This window comes from Terriglobia bacterium, from assembly GCA_020072815.1.
In the GTDB taxonomy this organism is placed as follows: Bacteria; Acidobacteriota; Terriglobia; order Terriglobales; family Acidobacteriaceae; genus Angelobacter.
In genome coordinates, this window is the sequence record JAIQGE010000007.1 from 110,531 (window position 1) to 137,267 (window position 26,737).

Genomic DNA, 26,737 nt, shown 5'->3' on the forward strand with positions numbered 1-26,737 from the left:
GGAGACACGGAGAAGATTGGGTAAATGGGCAATTTGGTAATTTCGTAATTTCGTAATTGGCAACTTTTGCAATGCGACTTTCAATTACCCAATTACCAAATTGCCCATTTACTCATTCTTCTGCACGTCTCCGTGATGAAAATGAACTTGGAATATACTCTTCGCCATGGCTGACCTGCACATTGGCACTTCAGGATGGTCGTATCCCACGTGGAAGCCGGCGTTTTTTCCGGACAAGCTGCCGTCCAAACGATTTCTGGAGTATTACGCGACACAACTGAACACGGTTGAGCTGAACGCGACGTTTCGCCGCATGCCCACGGCCAGCGCCATCGCGGGATGGGTGAATGCGACGACACCGGACTTCCGCTTTGCCGCCAAGGCCCATCAGTCCATCACCCACATCAAGCGGTTGAAAGGCGCGGAGGAGTCACTGCGGTTCTTTCTGCGGAGCCTGGAGCCCATGCGCGAGTCGGGCAAACTGGGGCCGATCCTGTTTCAAGTCCCGCCGAACCTGAAGGCCGATACCGGGCTCTTGGAGGCGTTCGTCCAACTGTTGCCGCAGGCTTACCAGTGCGCGTTTGAGTTTCGCCACGAGACGTGGTTTACCGACGCGGTATATGACATCTTGAAGAAGAGAAATGTTGCGCTGTGCTGGGCGGAAAGCGAGAAGATCACCACGCCCAAAGAGCCGACCGCCAATTTTCTCTACTACCGGCTGCGTTTGCCGAATTTCAGCAAAGCCCAGATGGACAATTTGAGCGAAGAGTTCAAGACGCAGCGGCAATCGCGCGAAGTCTACGCGTTCTTCAAGCACGAAGAGACACCGGAAGGCGCGCTGAACGCGGTGATCGTGGCCCGTGCGAACGGGATCGAAGCCAAGCCGTTCGTGATGCCGGAGAAGAAGGCGGGGAAGAAGAAGACCGGTTAAACACAAAGGACGCGAAGGAACACGAAGGGGTTTTCTGAGAAATCTTGGACACGAGTTCTCAACGATTCTTCGTCTGTGCGCGCGCTGCTTTGATTATGGCGTCAATTTTTAGCGAAGTAAGGCTGCTTGTGCCTTTGCGCTTTGACTCCTCCCTAATGTTCTTGAGAACTTGTGGCTCAGACGCGGCAAGCTGCACTCTTGTTCTGGTAAGGCGTAGGCCCGTTAGTGAGGTAGGCTTCTTGGCAGAGACACCATCTTTCCTCTTCATACAATCGTAAGCTCCTGTCCTTCTTGTATCACTTCTTCGTTGTATTCGGCAGTGCAGTAACCACCATAGCTATTTACCATCGCTCCGCGGCCCTGCCATACTGAGGACGTGACCTCCGCCAGACAGCGCGCCATTACTGGATTTCTTGACTACCTCAAAGTCGAGAAAGGCCTGGCGCCGCTTTCGGTGAGCGCGTATCAATCTGATCTCACGCAGTTCAGCGAGTTTCTCGCAGGTCGTCGGCGAGAATTGTTGCAGGCGCGGAGGGAAGATGTGCGCGCGTTTCTCGGGCAGTTGTTTTCCAACGCCGTGAGCGACCGCTCGGTGGCGCGCAAGCTCTCAGCTCTGCGGCACTTCTACAAGTATCTTCTCCTCGACCGCCTGATCAAGCACGACCCCACGCTGGACATTGATTCTCCCAAGCAGTGGAAGGTGCTGCCCAAGTCGCTGGCGACGGGCGAGATTGACGCCATGGTGGCCTCGGCGTCCCACGAGGCGGAAGGTGATTCCAAGCTGGCCTATGCTTTGGCACAGCGCGATGGCGCGATGCTGGAGATGCTCTACGCCGCGGGGCTGCGTGTTTCGGAAGTCATCGGCGTGAAGCTGGAAGACTTGAAACTGGAACTGGGACACGTCCTGGTTCGCGGCAAGGGCGATAAAGAACGCCTGGTGCCGCTGGGGCGGGCGGCGCAGGACGCGATTCGTACATATATAGAAGATGGACGCGAGGCGTTGTTGGTCGAAAGGGTCTCGCCGTTGCTGTTTGTGCGTCGCGGCGGAGGCAAGCTGACGCGGCAGCGCGTATGGCAGATGGTGAGCGCGGCGTCGGCACAAGGCCGACATGCCAGTCCGCACATGCTGCGGCACAGTTGCGCCACGCACATGGTCGCCAACGGCGCTGATCTGCGCACCGTGCAGACAATTCTTGGCCATGCCGATGTTTCCACCACGCAGATTTATACCCACGTGGCGTTGGACCGGCTGAAGACCGTGTATCGCGAGTTTCATCCGCGCGGCAAAGGGAAGAAGGCGGCAAGCGGAGGACGGGGATGAAACAAATTCTTGCTGCCGCGAACCGAGCGAAGCCGTCGAAAACGAATTCGCAGCCAAATTCCATTCTGCAGCGCGAAGTCCAGATCAGCCCGGAGATCAAGAAGGGAAGCAGCAAATTCCTGGACCATCTGCGCGCGGAGAAGCACGCCTCGCCGCACACGCTGCGCGCCTATCGCAATGAGCTGCAGCGCTTCGGCGAGTACCTGGGGCCGGAGATTCGCTGGAAAGACATTGATCATGTGTTCATTCGCAGCTTCCTGTCGCAGCTTCATGCCCAGGGTTTAAGCAAAGTGTCTGTGGCACGGGCGCTGGCGGCGCTGCGCTCGATGTATAAGTGGCTGGCGCGGGAAGGCGTGGTACAGCAGAACCCGGCCAAGCTGGTAGCTACACCCAAGCTGCCGAAGAAACTGCCGCGTGTACCTACGCTGGAAGAAATGAATGGTCTGCTGGATAGCTCGATGGCTGAGGACTCCAGTTTCCCGGAGCGCGACCGCGCGATCTTTGAATTGCTCTATGGCTGCGGCCTGCGCAACTCTGAGTTGGTGGGCATCGAGCTGAGCGACATTGAGGAATCCAACGGCGTGATCCTGGTTCGCGGCAAAGGGAAGAAGCAACGCTACGTCCCGCTGGAAGGCGCGGCGGCAGAAGCGCTGCAAGCATATCGCCAGGCGCGGCAGAAGGCGCTGAATATCGAGGGCAAGAGCACGCGGAGGCTGTTCATCAACCGGCGCGGTGGCGCGTTGACCACGCGCAGCGTGGGGAGGATCGTCAAGCAGATCGCGGTGGCCAAGGGCTTGCCGCCGGACGTCCATCCGCATACGCTGCGTCACGCCTTTGGCACGCACATGCTGACCGAAGGCGCGGACTTGCGGGCCATACAGGAGCTGCTGGGCCACGAGCGGCTGTCTACCACGCAGAAGTACACGCAGCTATCGGTAAGCCACGTGATGGAAGTGTACGACCGCACGCATCCTCGGGCGAGCAACCCAGGCGCGAGCAACCCAGGCGCGAGCAACCCGGGAGCGAGTAACCCAGGAGCGAAATAGCTGTGGTATAGTTTTTCGCGCCATGGGCCTATTCGGCTTCTACAGATTCGGGATCATTTTCCAGGTCATTGCCATCATCCACTTCATCCGCCGCCGCCCGGACGGCTATTGGCTGTGGATCATCCTGCTAGGCCCCAGCGGTATTGGCGCGCTGGCATACATTGTGGTTGAGGTCCTCCCGGACCTGGGCCTGCTGCGGCAGGGATTGGTGATTTTCTCGCACCGCAAACGGATCACCGCGCTGGAGATGATGGTGCTGGATAATCCGTCCGCCGGCAATTACGAAGAGCTGGCTGATCTTTACCTGGAGCAGAGGAAATACCAGCGGGCGAAAGAGTGTTACGACCGCGCTATTTCGTCGCGGACGGATTCGCCTGATCCTTTCTACCGGCGGGCGCTGTGCGAAATCGAGCTGGGCGATTTTCCCAACGCGGCCACAGACCTGGAACGGGTGACGACCAAAGACCGCAATTACGATTACCAGCGGGCTGCGGGGCTCCTGGCCCATGCCTGGGCCAACACCGGGCGTCAGGAACAGGCTTTGGCGTTGTTTGAGCAAGTCACCCAGACTTCAACGCTGTCTGAAACGCAGTACAACTATGCGCAACTGCTGGCCGCGCAGGGAAAACTGGCGGAGGCCCGGCAGTGGGTACAGAAGATCGCCAACAAGAAGGCCACCATGCCGGGCTACCTGAAGCGGCGTGAGCGTCCGTGGTTTCGCCGGGCAGCGGCGTTGCTCAAGCGGCTTCCGGCATAAATCCGACTTTCTGTCGTACGGGTGGGCCGTGCGCTGCATCTAATCTTCCTGTCCAGCGTTATTCAAGGTCCTTCAACCGGAGAGAATTTGCAATGAAAATGTTCCGCCACGCGTTGCTTGTAACCAGCCTGAGCTGCCTGGCCCTGGCACAAACACAAAAATCTTCGCCACCCGCTGCCCATCCTGCCGCGCCGGCAACCAATCCAGCCAAGCCCAGCGCTGAGGAAGTGATGAAGCTGCTGGAACTGATGCGCGTCCAGGACGGCTTGGACATCACGATAAGCGCCATGAAAGACCAGTTGAAATCCAGCGCGGAGCAGGCCCTGCGGGAGAAGATCGCCAACCCCACGCCGGAGCAGATCAAGGCGGTCCGCGTCATTGTGGACGAAGAATTCAAAAAGATGTCGCTTGACGGGCTGCTTCGCGGCCTTATTCCCGTGTACCAGCGCCATCTGACGCAGCAGGACGTAGCCGCGCTGATCGCTTTCTATTCTTCGCCTGCCGGACGGAAAATTGTGCGCGAGCAGCCGGCCATGCTGCGCGAAAGCATGCAGGCCACCCAAGCCGGCCAGCGGCAGAAGATGGAAGACGTGCTGTCGCGGATGGACGTGCGCATACAGCAACTGATCATGGACGAACAGAACAAAGGCGAGCCGGACAAGAAGTAACTGGCGCAGGGACCGCTTCTCCATGCCGCGAAGAACCATCCTCCAGCTCCTGCAAGGAGGAGACCGCAGAACGATTGGCCGCGCCGGCCAGGCAGCCGCCATGGTGCTGCAAGATGCCAGACTGTTTCCTGAGTTGATTGCAGGTCTGTGGTCTGACGACCCGCCGGTGCGCATGCGCGCCGCGGACGCCGCCGAGAAAGTCACGCGAACCAAGCGTGAACTCCTTGGGCCCTACAAGAAAGAACTGCTGGGCTTGATGACGGAGGCCAGGCAGCAGGAGTTGCGCTGGCATCTGGCGGCCATGGTCCCTCGGCTTCCGCTGAATGCTCGGGAGCGGATGCTGGTGGCGTTTTTGCTGAACCGTTATCTGGAAGACCGCAGCTCCATTGTCAAGACTTTCGCCCTGCAAGGTCTGGCCGACCTGGCGCAGGACGACCTGGGGCTCCGGCCCAGAGTGCTGGAGATTCTGCGCGAAGCTACCCGCACCGGCACGGCGGCGATGAAAGCCCGCAGCCGCAAATTGCTGACTCGCCTGGAAACCTGACGGTCTGCGGTTCGCGGACGGCAGGCCTGCTTCGCACCTGATTCCAGCCGCCCAGCTATAATCTGCGGCGGAGGAAATCAATGTCGAAGTCGCGCAGACAATTTTTGACCCAGGCAACGCTGGGCGTGTTGGGAACGATGGTCGCGTCCCGTGGCGACGCGCAGAAATCCGCGGAACCGTCCACTCAGACATCGCCCGCGCAGAAGGCCGTCGAACAGAAGCCTCCCGCAGTGAAGCCCAACGAACCCACGCCGGGAACGCCGCCGGCGTTTGGCACGGCGCCGCCGGTGGGTCCTGAAGTGTCGCCTTCCACGTTTGCTGAAGCCGAGCGGCTGATGCAAGTGGAGTTGACTGCCGCGGAGCGCAGCCAGGCCGCCGGCAACTGGCGCAGCGCGATGGCCCCGGTCTATGAGCGGCGCACCGGCCCGCACAAAGTTGCCATTGAGCCGACGGTTGCTCCGTACTCGCAGTGGGACCCGATTCTGCCCGGCGAAAAAAGGCTTCCGCTGCGCGACCACTTTGTCTGGAGCAAGTCTGATCCCGGACCGCTCCCGGCAAGCGACGCCGACATTGCCTTCGCCCCGCTGACGCGCCTGGCGCGCTGGATCGAAAAACGCCAGCTGACCTCCGAGCGGCTGACGCAGATTTATCTCGACCGCCTGCAGCGCTTCGACCCGAAATTGCGCTGCGTCATCACGCTCACGCGCGACCTGGCGTTGGCCCAGGCGAAAAAAGCTGACCAGGAAATTGCCGCGGGCAAATATCGCGGGCCGCTGCACGGCATTCCCTGGGGCGCCAAAGATCTGTTGGACACAGCGGGCATCGCCACCACCTACGGGGCCGAGCCGTTCCGCAACCGCGTTCCCGCCGCCGACGCCGCGGTCGTGAAGCGACTCACCGACGCCGGGGCGGTGCTGGTCGCCAAGCTGAGCCTGGGCGCGTTGGCGCTCAATGACATTTGGTTCGGCGGCCAGACCATGAACCCGTGGCTGCTGGAAGAAGGCTCCTCCGGATCCAGCGCCGGCCCCGGCGCAGCGACGGCCGCGGGGCTGGTCGGCTTTGCCATGGGCAGCGAGACCGGCGGCAGCATCGTGGGCCCATCCATGCGCTGCGGGGTTACCGGGCTGCGTCCCACATACGGCCGCGTGCCGCGCACCGGCGCCATGACGCTCTGCTGGTCGCTGGACAAGCTGGGCCCCATGACCCGCGGCGTGGAAGACACTATGCTCGTCCTTCATGCCATCACCGGCCCGGACGCGGGCGACCTTTCCAGCGTCCCCAGCAAACTGGATTACGACGCCAGCGCGCCGGTAAACGGACTGCGCGTGGGTTACCTGCCCGGCTGGATGAAAGAAAATCCCGCTACGGACGTGGACCGCGCCGCCCTGGAGACGGTGAAGAAAGCCGGCATGGTGCCGGTGGAAGTCCAGATCCCCAACTGGCCGTATGACTCGCTGGACGTGATCCTGTTTGCCGAAGCCGCGGCCGCGTTTGAGGAAATCACGCTCAACCACCAGCTTGACCAGTTGAAGGTCCAGGTGCCGGACGCCTGGCCCAATGTCTTCCGCCAGGCGCGCTTCCTTTCCGCGGTGGACTTTGTCCAGTGCGACCGCCTGCGCCGCAAAGTGGCCCAGGAGATGGCGCGCGTCTTTTCCCAAGTGGACTTGCTGCTGGTGCCGTCCCTGCGCGATGAGATGCTGACCATCACCAACTTTACCGGACATCCTTCACTCACCTTGCGCGCGGGATTTGTCCAGGTGTCAGAGGCGCGCACCGACTGGGCGCCCGACCCGGCGAACCCTCTGCCCAAATTCTCACCGCCGCGGCGCGTGCCGCACGGCGTGACGCTGATCGGCCGGTTGTTCGACGAAGGGACCGTGGTCCGCGCCGGCCTGGCACTGGAGAAGAGTTTCGGCGTAGCGGGGGAGAGGCCGGCGGGGTTCTAGACGAGCGCGGGCTTCCGATGACCGTGTGGCACCGGCTACCAAACGTGCCATCCCGAACCGCGACGGGCGAGCCTTGGTGAGCCGACGCAGTGTGAGGGATCTGCTCCGCGGGCCAATCGGCATGCGACGACCGTGTGGCGCCGCTTGGCGGTGCGCTTTTCTCGCTTTCCTTTCCCGATCAGCGTCATCTGCGTCAATCTGCGGCAAAGGTTTTGCCTTTCCGATCATCCGATGACCCGATCACCAGATCACCCGATGCCGCGCTCCGCGCGGCCAGCCCCATCCCCGTTCATCCCCGGAAAATAAGGACTTAACTCGGCAATAATATACTTGACAACTCCAAAGATTTAGCGTACTCTTGAAGCATGGCAAACGAACTAAAGACGCTCCAAGAGGCCATCGTTTACTTTTCCGATCCTGACCGTTGCCGCGAGTACTTTGTTGCTCGCCGCTGGCCTGAGGGCGTGAGCTGCCCACGTTGCGGAAGCGTGAACGTCAAATTCCAGCCCAAGCACAACCGCTGGCAATGCAGCAGTCACCACGACCTGAGACAGTTTACCTGCAAAACAGGAACCATCTTTGAGGAATCGCCTATCACCCTGGATAAGTGGATGCTGGCAATGTGGATGATCTGCAATTGCAAAAACGGTGTTAGCTCCTACAAAGTCCATCGCGCAATCGGCGTTACTCAGAAGTCGGCATGGTTCATGCTTCACAGAATCCGGCTGGCAATGAAAAACGGCTCGATTATGAAACTCGGAACTGAGGGTGGCCCGGTGGAAGCGGACGAAACTTTTGTTGGCCCTGACCCTCGCCGGATGCACAAGTCCCGCAGAGCGCGGATTCTTGCAATCGCTGGCAATGACCGGAGCAAGAATCAGCGCGCACCGGGAAAAACTATCGTCATGGGAATGCTGGACAGGAACATGAGACAGGTAAGGACGATGGTCATTCCCGATGTGAAGCGAACCACTCTGCAAGAGAAAATCTTGAACAACGTTGAAGCAGGAGCGCACATCATTACCGATGATTTCCCGTCCTATAAATATGCCCTTGCTGATAAATTCGCACATGACGTTATCAATCACGTTGAAGGGTACGTGAACGGGCAGATTCATACGAACGGAATCGAAAATTACTGGTCTCTTTTCAAACGCACTTTGCGCGGCACTTACGTTGCAGTTGAGCCGTTCCATCTCGACCGCTACGCCGATGAGCAAGCATTCCGTTTTAACAATCGCGGGAGCAAAGAGAAGCCAGTGAATGACGGTCAGCGTTTTGATACATTGCTTTCTCAGGTCGCCGGTCGGCGGGTAACCTATAAGGAACTGACCGGCAAGGTGGGACTTTCAGAGAATTTATAGCCCATACCGCTTGAAACGCGGGAAGCGGTCTAAATTATAGCTCTGTTTTATTTCCTGTAAACCTCGCCTAATCAGTGAGATAATTAGCACCCTCGAGGGTTTTCTCGGGAGCTAATTATGGTGATTGCGCCGCCATCGGACGACCAATATGAGATCGATTTCCCGAAACCAGCAGGTATTCGCCTTTCAACGCCGGACGAGATTTATGAAAAGGGTGATGTGGAGATTCTGTCTGCGATAAAGGAAGATCGCAGAATCGAGAAGAAACCAGCGGGCTACCCTGGGCGTGCCATGGGCGATTATTTCTCGATGTGGGCCAACACGCCACCCGATGGCGGTCTTGTTGTCATCGGCATGGAGGATGACGGCACGGTATCCAAAGGATGTGTAAGCGTTACGCAAGAACGAATCAATGAACTAGAATGCGCTGGCAATAATTTCTGCCCTGACGCCCGTCACGAGATTAAAAAAATCACGCTCAAGCGAACTGACGGAGTGGATGACTACGTCTTGCTTTTCAGGATTTTTTATAACAAGGACAAGGTGGTCAAGACCAATGCAGGCAAAGCGTTTAGACGCCGAGGAGAATCAAAATACGAAATACCATCTAAGGAAATTAGAGAATTAGAGCACGAAAAAGGTGAGGTGGATTTTGAGCAAGAACCAATCGACCTTAAATTCCCAGATGATTTCGATCTTGAACTGATTGGACGCTTCTGCGAGAAAGTCCGGGAACAGGTTGCCTTCACTCAGCCCCATTCTAATCAAGAGATACTTGTAAATCGCCGCCTGGGAACTTATTCGGCAAAAAAATTTAAGCCTAATGTCGCATGCGCCTTGCTGTTCGCCCGTGATCCACTGCTTAAGTTTCCCGGCTGCAAGACTCGTTTCCTGAGATTCGAGGGTGAGCACGAACAAACGGGCAGCAATTTTAACGCGGTTAAAGACCTCACCATTGAAGGCAACGTTCCAACCTTGATACGCGAAACTACAAAGCTCGTTGAGACCCAATTGCGTACTTTCTCTAAGTTGTCTTCTATTGACGGAAAGTTTTATACCGACCCTGAGTATCCGCCGGGGGCGTGGTATGAGGCTATCGTGAATGCCTGCGTTCATCGCTCCTACAGCATGAAGAATCAAAACATATTCATCCGAATGTTTGATGATCGGCTACTGGTTGAAAGTCCTGGTGGTTTTCCGCCTTTTGTGACGCCTGAGAATATTTACGAATACAGCCATCCACGGAACCCCCATTTGATGGGAGCGATGTTCTTCCTTGACTTTGTCAAGGCCGCGAATGAGGGAACTCGAAGAATGCGGGACAGTATGTCACGCATGAGATTGCCAAGCCCAGAATTCAGGGAAAGTGAAAGCGGATTCAATACGTTTGTAAGAGTTACTCTCAGAAATAATGTTAAGCAGCGCCGAGCTTGGGTTGTAGCCGATGTCAGCAACATAGTTGGCGAAGAAACCGCCCGGCAGCTCAATGAACATGAGCGAATGGTCGTCAATCGTCTCGCAGATCACGGACGAATCAATGTCAGCGAGGTACAGCGTCTGACACAGCGTGAATGGCATTCCGCAAAGACGCTTCTTCAGAGGATGGTCAAGAAAGGCATTCTTGACTGGCACCATGACAAGGGAATAGAGAGAGACTCGAAGGCACATTACACCTTGAAGAAATCAAAACGGAAGATTGCGAAGGCTGATCCAAATGAATAAAAGGTGCTCAACATGAAACCACTACCAGCGCCAGAGATTCAGGGCAGGACGCCCGCAGAGCGCATGGACAATGCGCTTCGCACGATCCTGAAGGTTCCAAAAGATGTGATCCTCAAAGAAGAGGCCAAGGAAAAGCGCAGGAGAGAGCGCAAGAAGGAACAAAAGGCACGATCAAAATAAAACCCGCCGATACTCCGGCGGGGGAGTTTGTGTTATGGTTTGTGTCCCTTAATTTTTCTTAGGGGCAGGTTTCGGAGCAGGCACATAAACATGCTGCCGCTCAGTTGTGCGTGGATGTTGGTCAGCGTAACGTTCAGTGACGAACTGACCGTCAACGGAATCGCGATGAACAATTTTCTTTTCCAAGATGTTTCACCAAAAGGGGATGCAACATAATCCCTGGTTCGTAACACTCCCCGGCGGTGTTAGCGCACTGCTGGGGAGCCAATCAGCCCATCAAAATACAACATAGGCCAGGACTCACCGGCACAAGTACCGGCGAAACTTTTTGGTTGACAATGGAATACGAGCGGTGGGATTATATGAGTGCTTCGCTACCCCAACATATCGATTCAATTGTCTGCGACCTACTGCTAATAGGTCGCAGACTCATTTTGTACGGGATTCCTACTGAAAATCAAGCACTTTTTCTTCGCCCTGTCACGGCCCTTAAATTATCCGTCAGAGCTGCGGAGTTGCCAAGTATATTATTGCCCTTAACTCAAGTCATCCCCGGCGATGATTTTGTCATTCCGAACGGAGTGAGGAATCTGCTTTGCCGATTTCGGCGATGACGAGCGATGTCGGCGATCTCGGCGATTGGTATACCCCCACCCCTCCCTATTCATCCCAATGGTCCCAATAAACAAAGGACTTAGCCGCGGGTGATCCCAATCGCATCCCAATCAATCGGCTGAGGGTCGCTGGGGCTTTTGCCTTGGCTGAATGCTGAGTGCTGATTGCTAAATGCTTGGTTTTCAAAGACCTGTTTCCCGCCGCCTGGGCGGCCGGGGCCTTCAGCCCATGCTCGCGTCAAAGTCAATAGGGTTCAGGGCCAAATCCCCGGATTTTCGGGGCTCAGCCAAAGGCTAATGGCTAGGTGCTAAAGGCTGGTTGTTCTCTATTTTACCATCCATTCGCCCTGTGTAAAGTGCGAAGAAGGACAGCGGCGCCGAGCAGAAGGACATTGAACCGCTCAGAATTGCCCTGAACCTACAAACATGCCTCAGGATGTGTCGTCTTGAGCGCAGTGCCGCGCGAACCAATCGCGGCACGGAGTCGAAAGTTGCACCGCATCCAGTACCACGTGCCATCCCGAACCGCAACGGCGAGCCTTGGTGAGCCGGCGCAGCGTGAGGGATCTGCTCCGCGGGTCTGTGGGGTCAGTGCGTGAGTGTGTGCCACACTTCTCTTGCCAACCACCACAAGAACACGATCGTGGCCGCAGCTTCCACGGCGTACACCTTTATCAGGGTGAAAATCCGATGAGGATTGGGGAGAGGATCGGAATTACGGGAACGGGCTGCCAAGACGCAAATCTCCTTCCCGGCTGAAAGAGATTGGCGACGGCCAGATCGTTATCCTTAGCTTTGCCCCAGCCGGAGGGCACAATACATGGTGAACTAGCTGAAAAACGGGAGCTAAACAACTACTAGCAAAGTCAGAATAGCAGGGCCAAATCGGCGGTGCAAGCCAAAAATCCGACGAGGCCCCATCTTTCGGTGTATAAAATGGAAGAAGATTCACTGGGGCCGTAGCTCAGCTGGATAGAGCGAGAGTTTCCTAAACTCTAGGTCGGCGGTTCGACTCCGCCCGGCCCCTCCATTAAAGGCCTTTATCAGCAGTTGCTGACGCCTTTAATGAAAAGGAGGAATGTATGGAGATAGATGAGTATCGGGCCATTGATCCGGCCGCGTTGATCCTAAGAGGCAAAGCCTTGGAAATTTACTACCTGATTCACCATCCACATGAACCATCGATTGAAGAATTGCACCAGGCGCTTGCAAAAGCAACGCCTGAAGAACTCCAAGGTACGCTCGCACAGGCAAAAGCGTTTGTCGCTTACGCAACCGCAGTGGTAAAAGCCATCGAAACGCTGCCGAGCAAAGGAAAGGCCGCGTAAAAACCTAAACGAAGATTCCAACAGCCGAGCCGGATTTCAGGCTCGGCATTTTTGTTGGCCGGCCCCCGGACTCCGACGTTAGAGCAAGAGTTTCCTAAACTCTAGGTCGGCGGTTCGCCTCCGCCCGGCCCCTCCACTCAGCTCGTCGCCTTAGGCTCATTTCGATCTGCATGTGCCACTGTTTTTTTCGCCACGGTTTTCTTTTGCGTGGTCGTCTTCTTGGTCACAGTAAATTCTCCCTCCAGGATTTCGCCCGAGCTGAGAAGCACTGGATGTTTTGCAGGTTCAGGAAATGTCAAGCTGCTCGACAATGTTTCAAGTTCGCTAAGAACGTTCTGATCCGTGCCCTCTTTATTCTCGGTGTTCACATGGATTTCGACCTTCAAGCCTCGCTCGATCTGCCCAAAGAGGCGACGAATATCTGTCCTAACGCCATTTTCTAGTTCGGATTTTCGCCCATCCTTAGAATAGCCAGTCAGCACCAGCTTGGTTGATTCCTCAACGAGCTCATCAATACTGGTTTCGACGTGTTCCGTCAGTTCCTCCAGCGCTCGTCCTTTAAGGCCCATGTCACTCAACTTCGCCCGCATGGTCCTGATCTCTTCGAACTTCTTCCACGAGTCAAGAAACATGTCCACAACTTTGCCAATTGCCAAAATGACAGGAACGGCTGCCAAGACTGCGACTGTCGGGTCTGAAGACGATAACTGTTGTAGTACAGCGGGCTGAACTTCACCGGTCACAGCTTCGCTCACGTGCTCAACTAAGCGATTGATGAAACTCAATTCCTTGGCCAGCAAACCAATGTGATTACTGAATATGTCACGTGGAATCAAAAACGCTATATCGGCGGAGCCAGTCTCTAGGGGGGCCTCTTGGAGCTTGAGGGTTTTTAGATTTTTAATTGCTCCTCGAACAGTCTCAAGAAAGCCCGCTCTTTTCGAGGTCAGGTCTTGTACGTAGTCGCGAGCCACAGATGGAGTCATCGCGTTCGTCTGCACTGCGTTCTTGACCTTATTTGACATGGCTGGATCAAAGAAATCCCCACCACCCATAGCGTTGATATCAACAGCTTGGGTTGGCGTGATTGCGTCGCGCAACTTAGGTGCAGAAGCCTCGAGTGAGGCGAGCGCATCGGCAAGTGCTTCTTGGTGCTGCGGTTCTGCCGGTGAGCTGGTCAGATCGGTAAGCGCAGTTTCGATGGCGTCGAGGCTAGATTGTATCTGGAGTTTTTTTTCAGCAGCCTCTAACAACGACAGAAGGGCGTACAGTTTTCCAGTTGTCATCTCGTACCTATTTCGGGAGGGGGCGGCTTCATTCTAGCAGTAGGTTTTTGCAGAGGCAAACAATAATCAAAAGCTTCTTGGATTCGACATTTTCCCCCGTTATCCCTCAAAGTCGTGTCGTGGCCAGCAAGGCCGGGAGGATTTACACGCGCCTTCTCCGCCTCAAGCAAGCGCTGAGCCGGCATCCGGACCCAGCCCGTTCCAACTAACAGCGGGGCCAAGCGCGCAAACCAGGGCATTATGAGGACATCCTTTGGTCTTAACCATTCTTGTCTTTCGCCTCCGCAACAAATCCGTTTCCCCGGCGTTCTACGTATTGAAAACAGCGGTGAAATCGCCGGAATGACAGTTTTTGTCATGCTTTTCGGACCAATTATCGAACAACCGATGAAACGAAACCGGGTTTAAGGACACTAGATAGGTAAGGGAAATACCGCAGGCTACATGACGCAGGCAGCAAGACCCAACGACGGACCTGCCGATGAAGCGCAAAGAGGCTGGTACTTCCAAAAGAGCAAGCGATCTCAGGATCTGGAGGAGACTGTGGACATCATTGACGCGTTATTCGGGTGCTGGCATAGAAATACGACCTTCCCCCTGACCAGCAAGCGAGAACATCGCCATTCGGAAGCGGCTTCGCAGACGGGCACGTACGTGGTTTGCCTGGATTGCGGCAAGGAATTTGCTTACGACTGGAAGAAGATGAGGGTTCTCGGCTCCGGCACACAGCGGTCTTTCGCCAACGTGCATGCACAGTTGGAGGCCAAGGCCAGCTGAAGTTGTAAAGGGAGTCCAGGGGATGAATTTACAAGTAAAACACTTCCGGGTGGCGGATGTGGTCACGTCCGCTTTCATGGTTTATCTGTGGTACAACCCTCCTGTCCATCTCGCTCTGGCCAGGATGATGTTCTAACCGCAAAACTTTTTGAGACGGATACGTAGATGAGCACGCGGGCCCGGCAGGATTTCATTCCGGTTCTGGTTTCCTGCCGGCCGCCTCCACTGACGGCTGCTCCATCTCAATGATCTCCACCCACTCGGCTTTGCTTGTCTTCACAAACACCACTTTTCCACCCAGCAGTTCGGCGGCGGCCTGCGGCGAGAGATCGCGGTGGTAGTCAAAGAATTTCCGGTTCAACCGCTCCCAGGCTTCTGACCGGAACCACGGCGCCGCCTCATATTTGGTGGAAAATAAATATGCCACCTGGTAGCTGGTTTGTTGGAAGCTGGTTTGCTGGAAGTTGGCCCGCATCGTCCGCGCTTTGAGGACTTCTTCCGCGGTAGAGTCGCGCACCGCCACCACCTGATGCGGACGCGCCGCGTATCCCAGATAAGGTTTGGTGAGTTCGTCGGTGGCCGGCCAGGCGGTCAGCACCGTGGCATCTTTTTCGTGGTCGGCAAGAAAACGCGCCGCGCTGACGTGCAGGTTCACGTAGTCCTTGTATCGCAGATTGTCCTCCGGAGCGAACCGGTACGGCGGATCAAACAGCAGCGCCATCACAAAACAGATGATCATGATTGCCGCCGGCCATTCCCAGCGTTGCACGCGCCTCCGCAGTGTGGACATGCCGAGGATGATCACCAGCGGATAAGCGGCGAGCAGGTAGCGCGTGAGCAAGGCGCCTCCGAGCAGGGAGAACGCGACCACGTGCGCCAGCATGATCACGGCAAATTGCAGTTGCACGGGAATGGTGATGCGCGGGCGTTCTATGGATTCGCCGTCGCCGGCGGCGTCCATCACCGGGGGAAAGCGCATGGCCACCAGCGTGGCCGCGGTCAGCGCCAGCATGTTCATGGCTCCCAGCAGGTGCCACACGCGCATGGCCATTGCCAGAAGAATACGCAGCGGACTCAGGGCTTGCGTCACGTTGTACTGAAAGAATTCGGCGTTGCCCAGGAACCTGCCCGTCACATGATGGTGGTAGATCAGCCAGCAGATAAGAGGAATCGCCGGGAGCAGGTAGATCGCCGCGCGGGAAACGCGGCTTGGGCTTGTTGCGGCGGAAGCGGAGGATTTGCTTTGATCCGAAATCTTGTCCAGCACGTGGTCTTTGCGAAAAAGCTCCCATGCTCCCAAAGCCAGCGGTGTGATGATGGCCGTCTCTTTGCTCAACACGGCCAGCGAGAACGCCAGTTGGCTCATGCCCACGCGCTGCTCCATCACCAGACGGATGCCCCATAGGGTAAACGCAGCGGCAGTGAGGTCGGCGTGGGCCAGTGAGCTTTGCACAAAGAAGACCGGATACACAGCGGTCGCGATCGTGGAAGCCACCGCCACTCCGGTATTGGCGACGCGTCGCGCCAGCAGAAAAACGTTGGTGAGCGCGAAGGCCGCCAGCAAGAGCATGGCAATTCGGGCAACGGCGGGCTTCCATCCGCTCACGGAAAACCAAAACGCCAGATACGCGGCGGAGAGCGGAGGATGTCCGGTATCGAGCGTGGTGGTGGGAACCAGCGCGTGCGAATGGACCAGGTCATACGCGGCGGGAACGTAGTACCCCGCTTCATCCCAGAAGAAAGGCAGGCGCAGCAAGGGCGCGTGCAACAGGAACACGGCCACGAAGATCACGGGAAAAATCTGTAACGCAGCCGGCTGCCGGCGCTGGAGAGGGGCGCTCATGCGGCGTGCGCGGCTAGTTGATCTGGCCGGAGGGCTGGGCCAACCCGGGATCCAGTTTGATTTCGCCGAACGTCTTTTCGTACTGGACAATGTTCTGTTCCAGCACGGTGAACAGCGCCTTGGCTTGCTGCGGGCTCAAATAGACGCCTTGAAAATTGTGGACTTCCACCTGGTCCGCGCTTACCGGATGCAGCCGCCCGAAGATCAGCAGAAAGTCCCACACGCTGACGCGCACTTGAATGGAGTTGGCGTAGCCATCGCGATAGTCGGGCGCATTGGTGATTTGAATATTGGGTTGTTGTGGCGGAACGGTCATAAGCAAAAGCTCCTGGGGCAAACAATCAAGCGAAGCAAACAACATAACAGAAGCCATGAACATAACAGAAGAACGCTTGGCGCGAAACCTTGATCGGCGACAGTGTCACGCGTCGCGGGCGATTGACGTCACACGTCGCAAGCGCTGCTCTCGGGTATAATTTGCGGGCTATGGACTTAAGCATTGTTGACATCCACGCGCGTGAAATCCTGGATTCCCGCGGCAATCCTACGGTGGAAGCAGAAGTTCTTCTCGGGGACGGTTCCATGGGCCGCGCGGCTGTGCCCAGCGGCGCCTCCACCGGCGGGCACGAAGCGGTTGAGCTGCGTGACGGCGACCAGCAACGCTACATGGGCAAAGGCGTGCTCAGCGCCGTGGGCAACGTCAATCTCCAGATCGCTGACGCGCTCAATGGACTGGACGCCACCGACCAGCGCCGGCTGGACCAGACCATGATTGAACTGGATGGCACGCCCAACAAAAGCAAGCTGGGCGCGAACGCCGTCCTGGCGGTTTCCATGGCCAGCGCGCGGGCCTGTGCGGCCGCGCTGAAGACCCCACTCTACCGCTACCTGGGCGGCGCCGGAGCCAACGTTCTGCCGGTGCCCATGATGAACATTCTCAACGGCGGCGCGCACGCTGACAGCAACGTTGACTTTCAGGAATTCATGGCCATGCCCGTGGGCGCGGAAACGTTCGCTGACGCGCTGCAATGGGGCGTTGAGGTTTTCCATACTCTCAAGGGCGTTTTGAAGAAGCGTGGATACAACACCGCGGTGGGCGATGAAGGCGGCTTCGCGCCGTCGCTCAAAGCCAACGTGGAAGCGATTGAGCTGATCCTGGAAGCCATCCAGCAGGCAGGTTTCCGCCCCGGACAAGATGTGGCCCTCGCCCTGGACCCCGCAGCCAGCGAATTCTTCGACAAGGAAAAAGGCAAGTACGTTTTCAAAAAGTCAGACAAGTCAGTGAAGTCGTCTCAAGATATGGTGAAATTCTGGGCGGACTGGGCGCGGCAGTATCCCATCGTTTCGATTGAAGACGGCCTGGCCGAAGACGACTGGGAAGGCTGGCGCATACTCACGGACGAGCTGGGCGACAAGCTCCAGCTGGTGGGCGACGACATCTTCGTCACCAATACTGAGCGCCTCAGCCGCGGGATTGATGAAGGCGCGGCGAATTCCATTTTGATCAAGGTCAACCAGATCGGGTCGGTCAGCGAAACGCTGGACTGCATTGATCTGGCGCGGCGCAACGGTTACACCTGCGTGATGTCCCACCGTTCGGGCGAAACCGAAGATACGTTCATCGCTGACATGGCGGTGGCCACGGGCGTCGGGCAGATCAAGACGGGATCGGCGTCGCGCACGGACCGCATCGCAAAGTACAACCAGTTGCTGCGCATTGAAGAAGAGTTGGACGAATCCGCCCGCTTCCTGGGCATTGCGGCCCTGAACTACGAAGGCGATCTGGGCGCGACCAAAGCATAAAGGAGCTCCCGCAAGCGGGAACTCCTCTATGGTTTCAAAAACAGGTTCTTAGTCGCGTTCCACCCATCCGCTTCGGCGCATGGCCGCTCCGGGTTGCCCGCCGGAATCGCCGGCGTGCATCTTCTCCCATTGCGGCTGGGCCAGGGGCGTGATCGCCTCCAGCTTCTTCTTGCGCAATCCATCATTGATCTTGGTGAGTTGCGCAGCGGTGAGCTGTTCAAACTCGTGGATCACGTCTTCCAGCTCGCGTCCCAGGGAATCGGCGCGGGCCGCTTGTTGCGCCGTGGGACGGCCATCGTAGTTGTTGACCTCGCCGTACACGGTGGTCATGTATTCGCGGATGCGTTCCTCTCCGGTGATGGCGCCGCCTTCTTTGGTGGCCACGATCTTGGAGCGAAGCCCGTCCGCGCTGTCCGCAAGCTGCTGCACGCTCTTGCGCAGCGGGTCCGTCTGCGCCAGCTTGCCGGCGCGGTCATTGGCGGCATCGCGTAGCGCGGTGATGGCGTCCACACCGTAGGTCATGCGGCCCAGTTGCTTGTATAGCTTCGTGGCTAGCTCGAACTGCGCCTTGCGGTCTTCCAAGTTGTAGGTGGCGCGGCGGTCCAGCACCAGGTTCAGCTTGGAAGTGTACACCTGATCGCCTTTGGTGAGTTTCACCGTGTAAGTTCCCGGCAGGACGCGCGGACCGGTGGCCGCGCCGAAGGCCGCTTGCGCCGCAGGCGGGACCAGCGGAGGCTTCAAGCGCATGGACCACGTGGCGCGGTTCAGGCCACGGTGTTTGGGACCATCCACGGTGTCCACCAGTTTGCCGTCGGCGTCAAAGATTTCAATCTTCAGGTCGCCGAAGATGTGGCGTCCGTGCTGGTAATAAGTGATAAACGCGTCAGTGTTGCGGTTCGGCCCGTAGAACGTGGAATCGCCTTCAGCCCAGCCGCCGTTGGTGTTGAGATACTGCTGCGCCGTCGCATCCAGCAGGACGGCGTCTTTGGCCATGAAGTCCGGCGTGAGCTTGCGCAGCGGAGAGATGTCATCAATGATCCAGATGCCGCGGCCGTGCGTGGCTATGACCAGGTCCGATTCGCGCGCCTGGACCACAATGTCGCGCACGGCGACCGCCGGGAAGCCGCTGCCTTTGTACTGGGCCCAATGCTGGCCGCCGTCAATGGACATCCACAAGCCGAACTCTGTCCCCAGGAAAAGCAAGTTGGCGTTGACCGTGTCTTCCGTGATGATGTGAGCGTATCCGCGTACGCCGCTTTCCTGCACGCCGAGCGCGGTCCAGGTGGCGCCGAAGTCCGTGGTTTTGTAGGCGTAGGGTTTGATGTCGCCAAAGGTGTGGCGATCAAACGTAGCGTACGCTGTGCCTTCGTTGTACAGGCTGGCCTTCACCGTGGAGACCCACGAGTTCTTGCCCAGCCCCGGCACTTTGTCCACCACGTTGGTCCAGGTCTTGCCGCCATCGCGCGTCACCTGCAGGTTGCCGTCATCGGTGCCCACCCAGATGACTTGGCCGTTCTTGGGCGACTCGCTGATGGAGTAGATGGACGTATGCATTTCCGCCGACGAGTTGTCCACGGTGATGCCGCCGGATTCTTCCTGCTTCTGCTTTTCCGGATCGTTGGTGGTCAGGTCGGGCGAGATGCGCTCCCAAGACCGGCCGTGATCGCGCGAGCGGAACAGGACCTGCGCTCCCATGTAGATGGTGCCCTTTTCATTGGGGCTCATGTGGATGGGCGTGTTCCAGTTGAAGCGCAGCTTCTTTTCTTTGTAGTCGGGCAGGGGTTCGATGCTCACTGACTCCAGCGTGCGGCGGTTCACGCGGCCAATGGAGCCGCCCTGCGCTTCCGCGTACACGTAGTTGGGGTCGGAGGGATCTTCAAACACCCAGAAACCGTCGCCGCCGTAGATATTTTCCCAGCGCGAGTTGCTAACGCCCCCGGGATACGATGAATCGCCGATCCACGAGCTGTTGTCCTGCAGGCCGCCGTAAACGTGGTAAGGATCGGCGTTGTCCACGCTGACGTGGTAGAACTGCGAAACTGGAAGATTGAAAGCGTGGCTCCAGCGCGAGCCGCCGTCAATGCTGGTCCAGAATCCGCCGTCATCGCCCGCGTAAACAATGTTGGGGTTGCTGGGATCAATCCACACGTCGTGGAAATCGCCGTGGGCGTTGGCGGTAAAGCTGAAACTGCGGCCGCCGTCCACGCTGAGCAACAGGCCCAGATCAACTTTGAAGACTTTGTCTTCGTTCTTGGGATCAACGATCAAATTGCCGAAATAGAACGGACGCCACACCATGTACGCGCTGGCGTCGCGCTTGGCCCACGTCTTACCGCCGTCGTCAGAGCGATAGAGCGCGCTCTGCTTGCACTCCACCATGGCGTAAACAACGTTCGGCTTGCCCGGCGCCACCGCAATGGCGATTCGTCCATAAGGTTTTTCCGGAAGGCCCTGGCTGTTGCCGGTGGTGATCTCCGTCCAGCTGTTGCCGTTGTCAGTGGATTTGAAAATCCCGCTGCCTGGCCCGCCGCTGCGGAAGGTCCAGCCCTGGCGGTGGAAGTCCCACATGGTGGCGTAGATGGTCTTGGGCTCTTGCAGGCTGCGTGAGAGCATGGAGCATCCGCTGGAACCGTTGGCCCCGGCAAGGACTTTGTTCCATGTCTTGCCGCCGTCAGTGGTTTTGTAAACGCCGCGCTCGTTGTTGTCGTCCCAGAGATGTCCGGTGGCGCAGGCCAGAATGGTGTTGCTGTCGGCGGGGTCCACCAGGATCTTGGCGATGTGCTCAGAGTCTTTCAGTCCCGCGCTGGTCCAGTTCTCGCCGCCGTCGGTGGATTTGTAAATCCCCGCGCCAATGGACACGCTGTTACGCGTCCAGCTCTCGCCGGTGCCCACCCAGACATTTTTGTGGTTCGTGGGGTCCACGGCCACTGCGCCAATGGACTGCGCGTCTTCGCGGTCAAACACCGGGCGGAACGTGGTGGCGCCGTTGATGGACTTCCACACGCCGCCGCTGGCCGCGCCGACAAACACCGTGACTTTGCCGTCTTCATCGTACGCATCCACCGCGGCGATGCGGCCGCTCATGGTGGCCGAGCCTATGTTCCGGGCAGGAAGGCCGGAGATGGTGCCGGAATCAAATTTCGCTGGCCGGGCCGTCTGGCCCCAGGCCGTCGTCAGCACAGCCAGGCAGAACACCAGCGTGCTGGAAATCCGTAGCAGTTTGTGTGAGCAGAAGCAGCGGTTCATCATCAGGGATTTTCCTCTCTTGTTGGGGAAAGATGTTGTCATCCGGGCCTGGTTCCAGGGCGTTAAGCTTTGGGCTTGGCCGCTGGCGCCGGTTTGGGCTGTGCCGCTGGAGCAGGCGGCGCGGCCGGCATCTTGAACTGCTTGTCGTCCACCGGAACGTTGACTTCCAGCTTCTGCACCGTGATTCGTCCGCCGGACTCCGGATTGTTCTTGGGGCCGCTGGCGATGGAGAAGGGATACATCACTCCATTCACCGGCTTGTAAGCGCCAAACACAATGGCGCTTTCGCGGACCGCGCCGCGGATGAAGCGCTGCTTTTCCACTTTGATTTCCAGGTAGGTGTCAGGGTCCAGGAAGTAATAGAAGATGTCGCCGTTCTTCAGCGTGCATTTGAGCTTGTACACGTCGTCGCCATCCACCTGGTCCATGCCCATGTATTCAACCTGGTTGCCTTTGGCCGCGGCGTCCACCAGGGGACCGTCAAAGTCCGCGTCTTCCACCATGCCGCGGGTCTCTTCTTCGCCCATGAGCTCGGGGTCTTTGCGCCCGCCAAAAGGCGAAATCTGCCACGCCGACGCGCCGTCATAGGCCTGGATCTGCGTCATTCCCTGCACGGTAAACGTTTCGCGAACCATGTCAGGACGTTTCTGCTCCTGTCCTACCGCGGCTTTGAACCCGCTGGCATCAAAGCTGGCGGTCATGCGAACGGAATGAATGGCTTTGATTTTGTCCAGGCCGCCGTGGGCTTGAATGTTTTTGGCGACCAACTCGTCTGCTGTCTGGCCGAGCGCCGCTGCTGCGAACAGGCAAACCCCGCACATCAGAATTCTGCGAATTGCTGTCACTTGGGTAACTCCTTGATTTGGTTGAGGACCGTGCGAATTTTCGGTAACGAATGCCTATCTTATGACTGTCTAGTTAAAGATATTACCGCTTGGCGCATGAGCATGAAACTCTGTTAGACCTCGCTCGCGCAGGTTTGTTAGCGAATTTTGTTGTCTTAGATTCAAGCACGGGTCCCCATGTTAGATACGCAGCAAGGGCGCGTCCGGGTTCCATGGTGGCTTTGTTTTTGCCATTATTTCCAGCGATGCCACACCAGCGTCCGCAAGACAGCTTTCCCGTCTTGCGTGGTGGTGAATGTAATGGTCAATTCGTCGCCCTGCAGCGTAAAGGACCTCTTGATGTCTTTGCCCATATTCCCCGGCCAAAGGGCGCTTTCCAGATGGTGCATTACGTAGCCCTCAGCTTCGTGCAGGGTGTAGGTCCCAAAATAAGCGTCATAACCGAAAACCGTGTTGGCCGTATTGGGCGAAGTCTTCACAGCGGTGATCTCAGCGCATTCGTCCTTGAAGATGTCCATGGTGCGTCCCTGGCGGCTGAGTTGAGCTGCCACGTGGCCTGCGGCATCGTAGATCAGTACGCCGGAAGGCTTGGCGCCAAGCGCCGGGTCGGGAATAATCTCTCCGGTCGCCAGCCGGCTTTCACGGGAGACAAGTTTCCACGTTCCTACCAGGCGTTCTTTTACGGATGCCTGCGCGGCAGCGTGCACTCGCGATGCCATGGTGTGAGACGCGACTACGCTCAGCGCCACGGTGGCAGCCAGAATCGCGACAACCTGCACGGCGATCAGTCCGCGGCCTCGACGAGAAGATGCTGCTACATTGAAATTGGTCATAGTCCATCCCTTTCTTGGTTGATTTTGCGTTCCTAGCGCCGGCAATTTGACAACGATGAAGATGACAAGCAAAAAAGGCGTGCCGCTCTGAGGTCACGCCTTCTTTGTTTACGGTTCAAGGTTTAGTCCTGGTCTTGATCGTCTTCCTCATTGCCCGTCCCGGCGCTCGACGCCGCGCCCGCCCCGGACTTGATCTGCACCGGACCGCCGGCGAAAAGCGTGCTTGATCCGTGTTCCACGGCTTTCTTGTTAAACGCCACCACTTCCGTGTTCAGCAGCGAGTTGAAGCGTTGCAGGTGGTCTTCCAGCAGCTTGCGGACTTCGGCCGCTTCTGCCACCTGGATATCCCGCGGCGCTTCGCCGAACCCGCCCATCACGCCGCGCATCGCGCCCTGCAGGCGATCATGGAATTTCTGCAGGTAGTGGATGTCATCCTGCCCGCCGGGCTGGACGTCAGTGTTGTACAGCGCGCTCTGCATCTCGGTGATCTTCTTGTCCAGCGCGCGCGCTTCTTCCAGCACCGGTTTGTAAGCGACGCTGGTTGCGCCGTCGGCGCTTTCTTCCTGGTTGAGCATTTCCTGCAGGCTGCCGATCTGTTTGTGCAGGCTGGCCAGGCGGTTCAGCGCTTCATTCAGCGCGGAGACTTCGTCGCGCAGCTCCAGTCCCAGTTTGAGCTGGGCGCGCATGGCGCCATCGTCAAACTTGAAGCGCGGATCGGTCTGCACTTCCACCGTCTGCGTTTCCGTTTTGCCGTTTACCGTGACTGACACTTTGTACGTGCCCGGCAGCGCGGTGGGGCCGGTGTTGGGATCGAAGAAGAATTCCTCTTCTGGATCGCCTTCGCGCGGCGGCAGGAAGTTGAGTCTCTTGGGGCCGTCATAGCGAAGGTTCCACGATGCCCGGTTGATGCCGAACTTCGATGGCCCGTACATGGTGCGAATCACCGCGCCGCTGCTGTCAGCGATGGTGATCTTCACCGGCCCCTCTCCGCCTGGCCTGCGCCGCTGCTCGGGGTTGGCTTTGATTTCCTTCGACAGGTAGTAAGTGATCACCGCGCCGGTCATAGGATTGGGCGCGGAATAGCCGCCCGACGCAAATCCATGCTTGTTCCAGAAATGCCAGTTCACGGCCGGGGCCATGGGGAAGGTACGGAATTCGTTCTGGGCAAGTTCAACGCCGCCGCCGCTCTCTTCCAGCGGAGTGATGTCGTCCATCACAAAGAGTCCGCGGCCGTGCGTGGCCACCACCAGGTCGTGGGTCCTTTTGATGAACTTGACGTCATAAACCGGAGCGGTGGGGAAATTGGACTTCAGTTGCGTCCAGTGGCCGCCATCGTCGGCCGAGGTGTACAAGCTGGTGTCCGTGCCCAGCACCAGGAAGCCTTTGCGGTTCGGATCTTCGCGGATCACGCGCGCCGGATCGTCCTGCGACAGGCCTTGCCCGATGGGAATCCAGTTCTTGCCCCCGTCGTGCGTCTTGAACACGTAGGGCTTGTTGTTGTCCACTTCGTGGAAGTCCACCGCGATGTACGCGCCGTTCACGTCATGCGGAGAAGCTTCAATCTGCTGCAGGCGACCCCACTGCGGCAGTCCGGGGATGGCCGCCGTCACGTTCGTCCAGTTGGCGCCGCCATCGCGCGTGACTTGCACCACGCCGTCATCGGTGCCGACCCAAATTGTTTTGGGATCAACCGGGGAGATGGAGATGGAAAGAATCGCGCCGAAAGTTTCCGCGCCGCTCATGTCCAGCCAGATCGGGCCGCCGCTAGGCTCCTGCTTGGTCTTGTCATTGCGCGTCAGGTCCGGGCTTACCGGAGTCCAGTGCGCGCCGGCGTCAGTGGAGTGGAACAGCACGTTGCCGCCGATGTAAAGCTCGTTGGGATCGGTCGCCGAGACCGCAATAGGCGACGTCCAATTGAAGCGGTATTTCAGGTCCGCGGGTTTCATCGCCTGCACGCCGAAAAGATACGGCCGCACAAAGCTGGACATACCGTTTTCGTTGTTGACCCGCTGGATGAACCCGCTCTGCGAGTCCGCGTACACCATGTGCGTGTCTTTGCCGTGCGCCGGGACAACATATTCGCCGTCGCCGCCCACCACCGTGTACCACTCAAAGCCGGTGATCCCGCCCCGGCTCAAGCTGTTCGATGGGCCGCACCAGCCGTTGTTGTCCTGCAGGCCGCCGCACAGGGTGTAAGGAGAGCTGTCGTCCTCGGCCACCATGTAGAACTGCTCGATCGGCAGGTTGTCCAGGTAGCGCCAGGTCTTGCCGGCGTCCGAGCTGATGTACACGCCGCCGTCATTCCCGTTGATGATGCGGTTGGGATCCTCCGGATCAATCCACATGGCATGATGGTCCACGTGCACGCCTCGCGACGTTGGCCGCGCGGTTTTGCCGCCATCTTCAGACAACATGATGTTGAATGAGAGGAAGTAAATCTTGTTCTCTTCATTCGGCGCCACGCGCAGCTCGCTGAAGTAGAACGGGCGTGCCGAAAGCTGATGGTTGTTGCTCACCATCTTCCAGTGGTCGCCCAGATCGTTGGAGTCGTACAGCACGCCTTTCTTGTTTTCCACCAGAGCGTAGATGTGCCGCGGGTTCGAGGGCGCCGCGCCCAGGCCAATGCGCCCCGTCGCGCCTTCCGGCAGGCCTTCGGTCAGCTTCTTCCACGTCGTGCCGCCGTCCACGGAACGGAAAACGCCGCCGCTTGCGCCGCCACTATCGAGCGCCCACGGATGGCGTTGCATGCGCCACAGTCCGGCAAACAACACCATGGGATTGCCGGGATCCATGATCAGCGAGCTCACGCCGGTTTCTTCGTCCACGAACAGGACTTTCTGCCAGTTCTTGCCGCCGTCTGTGGTGCGGAAGACGCCGCGCTCGGCGTTGGGTCCCCAGGCATGTCCTTGCACGCCGACAAACACCGTGTTGGGATCGTGCGGATCAATCACGATATCGGCAATCTGTCCGGCATCGCGCAGCCCCATGAATTTCCACGTGGCGCCCGCGTCCGGCGAGAAGTAAACGCCCTTGCCGGTGACCACGTCATTGCGGATGTTCTTTTCCCCCGTGCCCACCCAGATCAGGCTGGGATTGGAGGGAGCCAGCGCGATCGCGCCGATGGACGCCGTTGCTTCCTTCTCAAAGATTGCTTTCCAGGAAAGTCCGCCGTCCTGCGTGACCCACGCGCCGCCGCCGGCAGCGCCCGCATAATAGATGTTGGGCTTGCCCGGCACGCCGACTACGGCCGTCACGCGTCCGCCGCCTACCGCCGGTCCAAGGTTGCGGAACCGCAGGTTCTCCAGCGGGTCTTTTGGCTTAGCGTCAGCTTTCGCCGCATCAGACTTGGCGGCATCGCCCTCAGCGGCTTTGGCGCTGTCTGGCGACGACTTTTTCGCTGCGCCCGCGGCCGGCTTGGCTTTGGCCCCGGGCTTGGGGGCGGCAGGCTTATCCTGCGCCGTGAGTTGAACGGCCTGGAAGAACAGCGACAAACAAACAACGGCAATCAATCTGAGAAGTGTTTTCATTCGACATGCTCCCGCAGGTAGTAGGAAGGTGACCGCGAATGATATCGCAAACCGAGGGGTGTTTGCACAGGATTGCGCGCGATTTAACTTTCCTGAAGATGGGAGTGCCCAATCCGCGATTGTCCGCGCAAATCCGCGGTAAGGTTCTCTGCGCTC

Annotated in this window: 20 protein-coding genes and 1 tRNA gene; 14 read left to right on the forward strand and 7 right to left on the reverse strand. The window is 58.1% G+C overall.

The window, feature by feature from the left end; all coding sequences use genetic code 11:
• Window positions 1-166: 166 nt before the first annotated feature.
• The 12 genes from LAO20_10820 to LAO20_10875 all read left to right on the forward strand — a co-directional run bounded on the left by LAO20_10820 (window position 167) and on the right by LAO20_10875 (window position 12,421).
• The gene (locus LAO20_10820) at window positions 167-931 is read left to right on the forward strand and encodes a DUF72 domain-containing protein (protein MBZ5531914.1); all 765 of its coding nucleotides are present in this window, start codon (window positions 167-169) and stop codon (window positions 929-931) included.
• Window positions 932-1,307: 376 nt separating this feature from the next.
• A complete protein-coding gene (locus tag LAO20_10825; GenBank protein ID MBZ5531915.1) occupies window positions 1,308-2,252 on the forward strand; it encodes a tyrosine recombinase XerD in 945 nt (314 codons plus the stop codon).
• Window positions 2,249-3,298: a tyrosine recombinase XerC gene (locus LAO20_10830; protein ID MBZ5531916.1), complete on the forward strand. Its 1,050-nt coding sequence runs from the start codon at window positions 2,249-2,251 to the stop codon at window positions 3,296-3,298. The genes LAO20_10825 and LAO20_10830 overlap by 4 nt, the downstream gene beginning before the upstream one ends.
• Window positions 3,299-3,320: 22 nt before the next feature.
• Window positions 3,321-4,055, forward strand: coding sequence for a tetratricopeptide repeat protein (locus LAO20_10835; GenBank protein MBZ5531917.1), 735 nt, complete (start codon window positions 3,321-3,323; stop codon window positions 4,053-4,055).
• A gap of 92 nt (window positions 4,056-4,147) precedes the next feature.
• A complete protein-coding gene (locus LAO20_10840) occupies window positions 4,148-4,723 on the forward strand; it encodes a DUF2059 domain-containing protein (protein MBZ5531918.1) in 576 nt (191 codons plus the stop codon).
• 22 nt (window positions 4,724-4,745) lie between these two features.
• Complete coding sequence (locus LAO20_10845) at window positions 4,746-5,267, forward strand: hypothetical protein (GenBank protein MBZ5531919.1); 522 nt, start codon at window positions 4,746-4,748, stop codon at window positions 5,265-5,267.
• A gap of 80 nt (window positions 5,268-5,347) precedes the next feature.
• Entirely contained in the window at window positions 5,348-7,213 is a 1,866-nt protein-coding gene (locus LAO20_10850) for an amidase (GenBank protein ID MBZ5531920.1), read from the forward strand.
• A 365-nt stretch (window positions 7,214-7,578) separates the two neighbouring features.
• On the forward strand, window positions 7,579-8,577 hold the full coding sequence (locus LAO20_10855) for an IS1595 family transposase (protein ID MBZ5531921.1): 999 nt from the start codon (window positions 7,579-7,581) through the stop codon (window positions 8,575-8,577).
• Between the two features lie 117 nt (window positions 8,578-8,694).
• Window positions 8,695-10,299, forward strand: a complete 1,605-nt coding sequence (locus LAO20_10860; GenBank protein ID MBZ5531922.1) for a putative DNA binding domain-containing protein — start codon at window positions 8,695-8,697, stop codon at window positions 10,297-10,299.
• A 3-nt stretch (window positions 10,300-10,302) separates the two neighbouring features.
• Window positions 10,303-10,479, forward strand: coding sequence for a hypothetical protein (locus LAO20_10865; protein MBZ5531923.1), 177 nt, complete (start codon window positions 10,303-10,305; stop codon window positions 10,477-10,479).
• A gap of 1,567 nt (window positions 10,480-12,046) precedes the next feature.
• Window positions 12,047-12,123: transfer RNA gene (locus tag LAO20_10870), tRNA-Arg, on the forward strand.
• 52 nt (window positions 12,124-12,175) lie between these two features.
• The gene (locus LAO20_10875; GenBank protein ID MBZ5531924.1) at window positions 12,176-12,421 is read left to right on the forward strand and encodes a hypothetical protein; all 246 of its coding nucleotides are present in this window, start codon (window positions 12,176-12,178) and stop codon (window positions 12,419-12,421) included.
• Window positions 12,422-12,558: 137 nt separating this feature from the next.
• Here LAO20_10875 and LAO20_10880 read toward each other — a convergent pair whose 3' ends face one another.
• Window positions 12,559-13,707: a hypothetical protein gene (locus LAO20_10880; protein ID MBZ5531925.1), complete on the reverse strand. Its 1,149-nt coding sequence runs from the start codon at window positions 13,705-13,707 to the stop codon at window positions 12,559-12,561.
• Window positions 13,708-14,250: 543 nt separating this feature from the next.
• Between LAO20_10880 and LAO20_10885 the strand changes: the two genes are divergently transcribed.
• On the forward strand, window positions 14,251-14,484 hold the full coding sequence (locus tag LAO20_10885; protein ID MBZ5531926.1) for a hypothetical protein: 234 nt from the start codon (window positions 14,251-14,253) through the stop codon (window positions 14,482-14,484).
• A 190-nt stretch (window positions 14,485-14,674) separates the two neighbouring features.
• On the opposite strand, the gene LAO20_10890 is transcribed toward LAO20_10885, so the two are convergent.
• A complete protein-coding gene (locus LAO20_10890; GenBank protein MBZ5531927.1) occupies window positions 14,675-16,327 on the reverse strand; it encodes a glycosyltransferase family 39 protein in 1,653 nt (550 codons plus the stop codon).
• Between the two features lie 13 nt (window positions 16,328-16,340).
• The gene (locus LAO20_10895) at window positions 16,341-16,643 is read right to left on the reverse strand and encodes a DUF3467 domain-containing protein (protein ID MBZ5531928.1); all 303 of its coding nucleotides are present in this window, start codon (window positions 16,641-16,643) and stop codon (window positions 16,341-16,343) included.
• Window positions 16,644-16,813: 170 nt separating this feature from the next.
• Between LAO20_10895 and eno the strand changes: the two genes are divergently transcribed.
• Window positions 16,814-18,130 carry a phosphopyruvate hydratase gene (gene eno, locus LAO20_10900; protein MBZ5531929.1) on the forward strand — a complete coding sequence of 439 codons (1,317 nt, stop codon included), beginning with the start codon at window positions 16,814-16,816 and terminating at the stop codon, window positions 18,128-18,130.
• Between the two features lie 48 nt (window positions 18,131-18,178).
• Here eno and LAO20_10905 read toward each other — a convergent pair whose 3' ends face one another.
• The 4 genes from LAO20_10905 to LAO20_10920 all read right to left on the reverse strand — a co-directional run bounded on the left by LAO20_10905 (window position 18,179) and on the right by LAO20_10920 (window position 26,581).
• Window positions 18,179-21,376 (reverse strand): sialidase, encoded by a 3,198-nt coding sequence (locus LAO20_10905; protein ID MBZ5531930.1) that lies wholly within the window; start codon window positions 21,374-21,376, stop codon window positions 18,179-18,181.
• Window positions 21,377-21,438: 62 nt separating this feature from the next.
• Window positions 21,439-22,221, reverse strand: coding sequence for a hypothetical protein (locus tag LAO20_10910; GenBank protein MBZ5531931.1), 783 nt, complete (start codon window positions 22,219-22,221; stop codon window positions 21,439-21,441).
• Between the two features lie 233 nt (window positions 22,222-22,454).
• Window positions 22,455-23,054, reverse strand: a complete 600-nt coding sequence (locus tag LAO20_10915; protein MBZ5531932.1) for a lipocalin-like domain-containing protein — start codon at window positions 23,052-23,054, stop codon at window positions 22,455-22,457.
• Window positions 23,055-23,176: 122 nt separating this feature from the next.
• A complete protein-coding gene (locus LAO20_10920) occupies window positions 23,177-26,581 on the reverse strand; it encodes a hypothetical protein (GenBank protein ID MBZ5531933.1) in 3,405 nt (1,134 codons plus the stop codon).
• Between the last annotated feature and the right edge of the window lie 156 nt (window positions 26,582-26,737).

Excerpts from the sequence above, each read along its gene's own strand:
- LAO20_10845 (MBZ5531919.1), top strand. The coding sequence starts at position 4,746 with ATGCCGCGAAGAACCATCCTCCAGCTCCTGCAAGGAGGAGACCGCAGA.
- LAO20_10835 (MBZ5531917.1), top strand. The coding sequence starts at position 3,321 with ATGGGCCTATTCGGCTTCTACAGATTCGGGATCATTTTCCAGGTCATT.
- LAO20_10855 (MBZ5531921.1), top strand. The coding sequence starts at position 7,579 with ATGGCAAACGAACTAAAGACGCTCCAAGAGGCCATCGTTTACTTTTCC.
- eno (MBZ5531929.1), top strand. The coding sequence starts at position 16,814 with ATGGACTTAAGCATTGTTGACATCCACGCGCGTGAAATCCTGGATTCC.
- LAO20_10820 (MBZ5531914.1), top strand. The coding sequence starts at position 167 with ATGGCTGACCTGCACATTGGCACTTCAGGATGGTCGTATCCCACGTGG.
- LAO20_10860 (MBZ5531922.1), top strand. The coding sequence starts at position 8,695 with ATGGTGATTGCGCCGCCATCGGACGACCAATATGAGATCGATTTCCCG.
- LAO20_10880 (MBZ5531925.1), bottom strand. The coding sequence starts at position 13,707 with ATGACAACTGGAAAACTGTACGCCCTTCTGTCGTTGTTAGAGGCTGCT.
- LAO20_10850 (MBZ5531920.1), top strand. The coding sequence starts at position 5,348 with ATGTCGAAGTCGCGCAGACAATTTTTGACCCAGGCAACGCTGGGCGTG.
- LAO20_10915 (MBZ5531932.1), bottom strand. The coding sequence starts at position 23,054 with ATGACCAATTTCAATGTAGCAGCATCTTCTCGTCGAGGCCGCGGACTG.
- LAO20_10875 (MBZ5531924.1), top strand. The coding sequence starts at position 12,176 with ATGGAGATAGATGAGTATCGGGCCATTGATCCGGCCGCGTTGATCCTA.
- LAO20_10905 (MBZ5531930.1), bottom strand. The coding sequence starts at position 21,376 with ATGAACCGCTGCTTCTGCTCACACAAACTGCTACGGATTTCCAGCACG.
- LAO20_10890 (MBZ5531927.1), bottom strand. The coding sequence starts at position 16,327 with ATGAGCGCCCCTCTCCAGCGCCGGCAGCCGGCTGCGTTACAGATTTTT.
- LAO20_10895 (MBZ5531928.1), bottom strand. The coding sequence starts at position 16,643 with ATGACCGTTCCGCCACAACAACCCAATATTCAAATCACCAATGCGCCC.
- LAO20_10830 (MBZ5531916.1), top strand. The coding sequence starts at position 2,249 with ATGAAACAAATTCTTGCTGCCGCGAACCGAGCGAAGCCGTCGAAAACG.
- LAO20_10920 (MBZ5531933.1), bottom strand. The coding sequence starts at position 26,581 with ATGAAAACACTTCTCAGATTGATTGCCGTTGTTTGTTTGTCGCTGTTC.
- LAO20_10840 (MBZ5531918.1), top strand. The coding sequence starts at position 4,148 with ATGAAAATGTTCCGCCACGCGTTGCTTGTAACCAGCCTGAGCTGCCTG.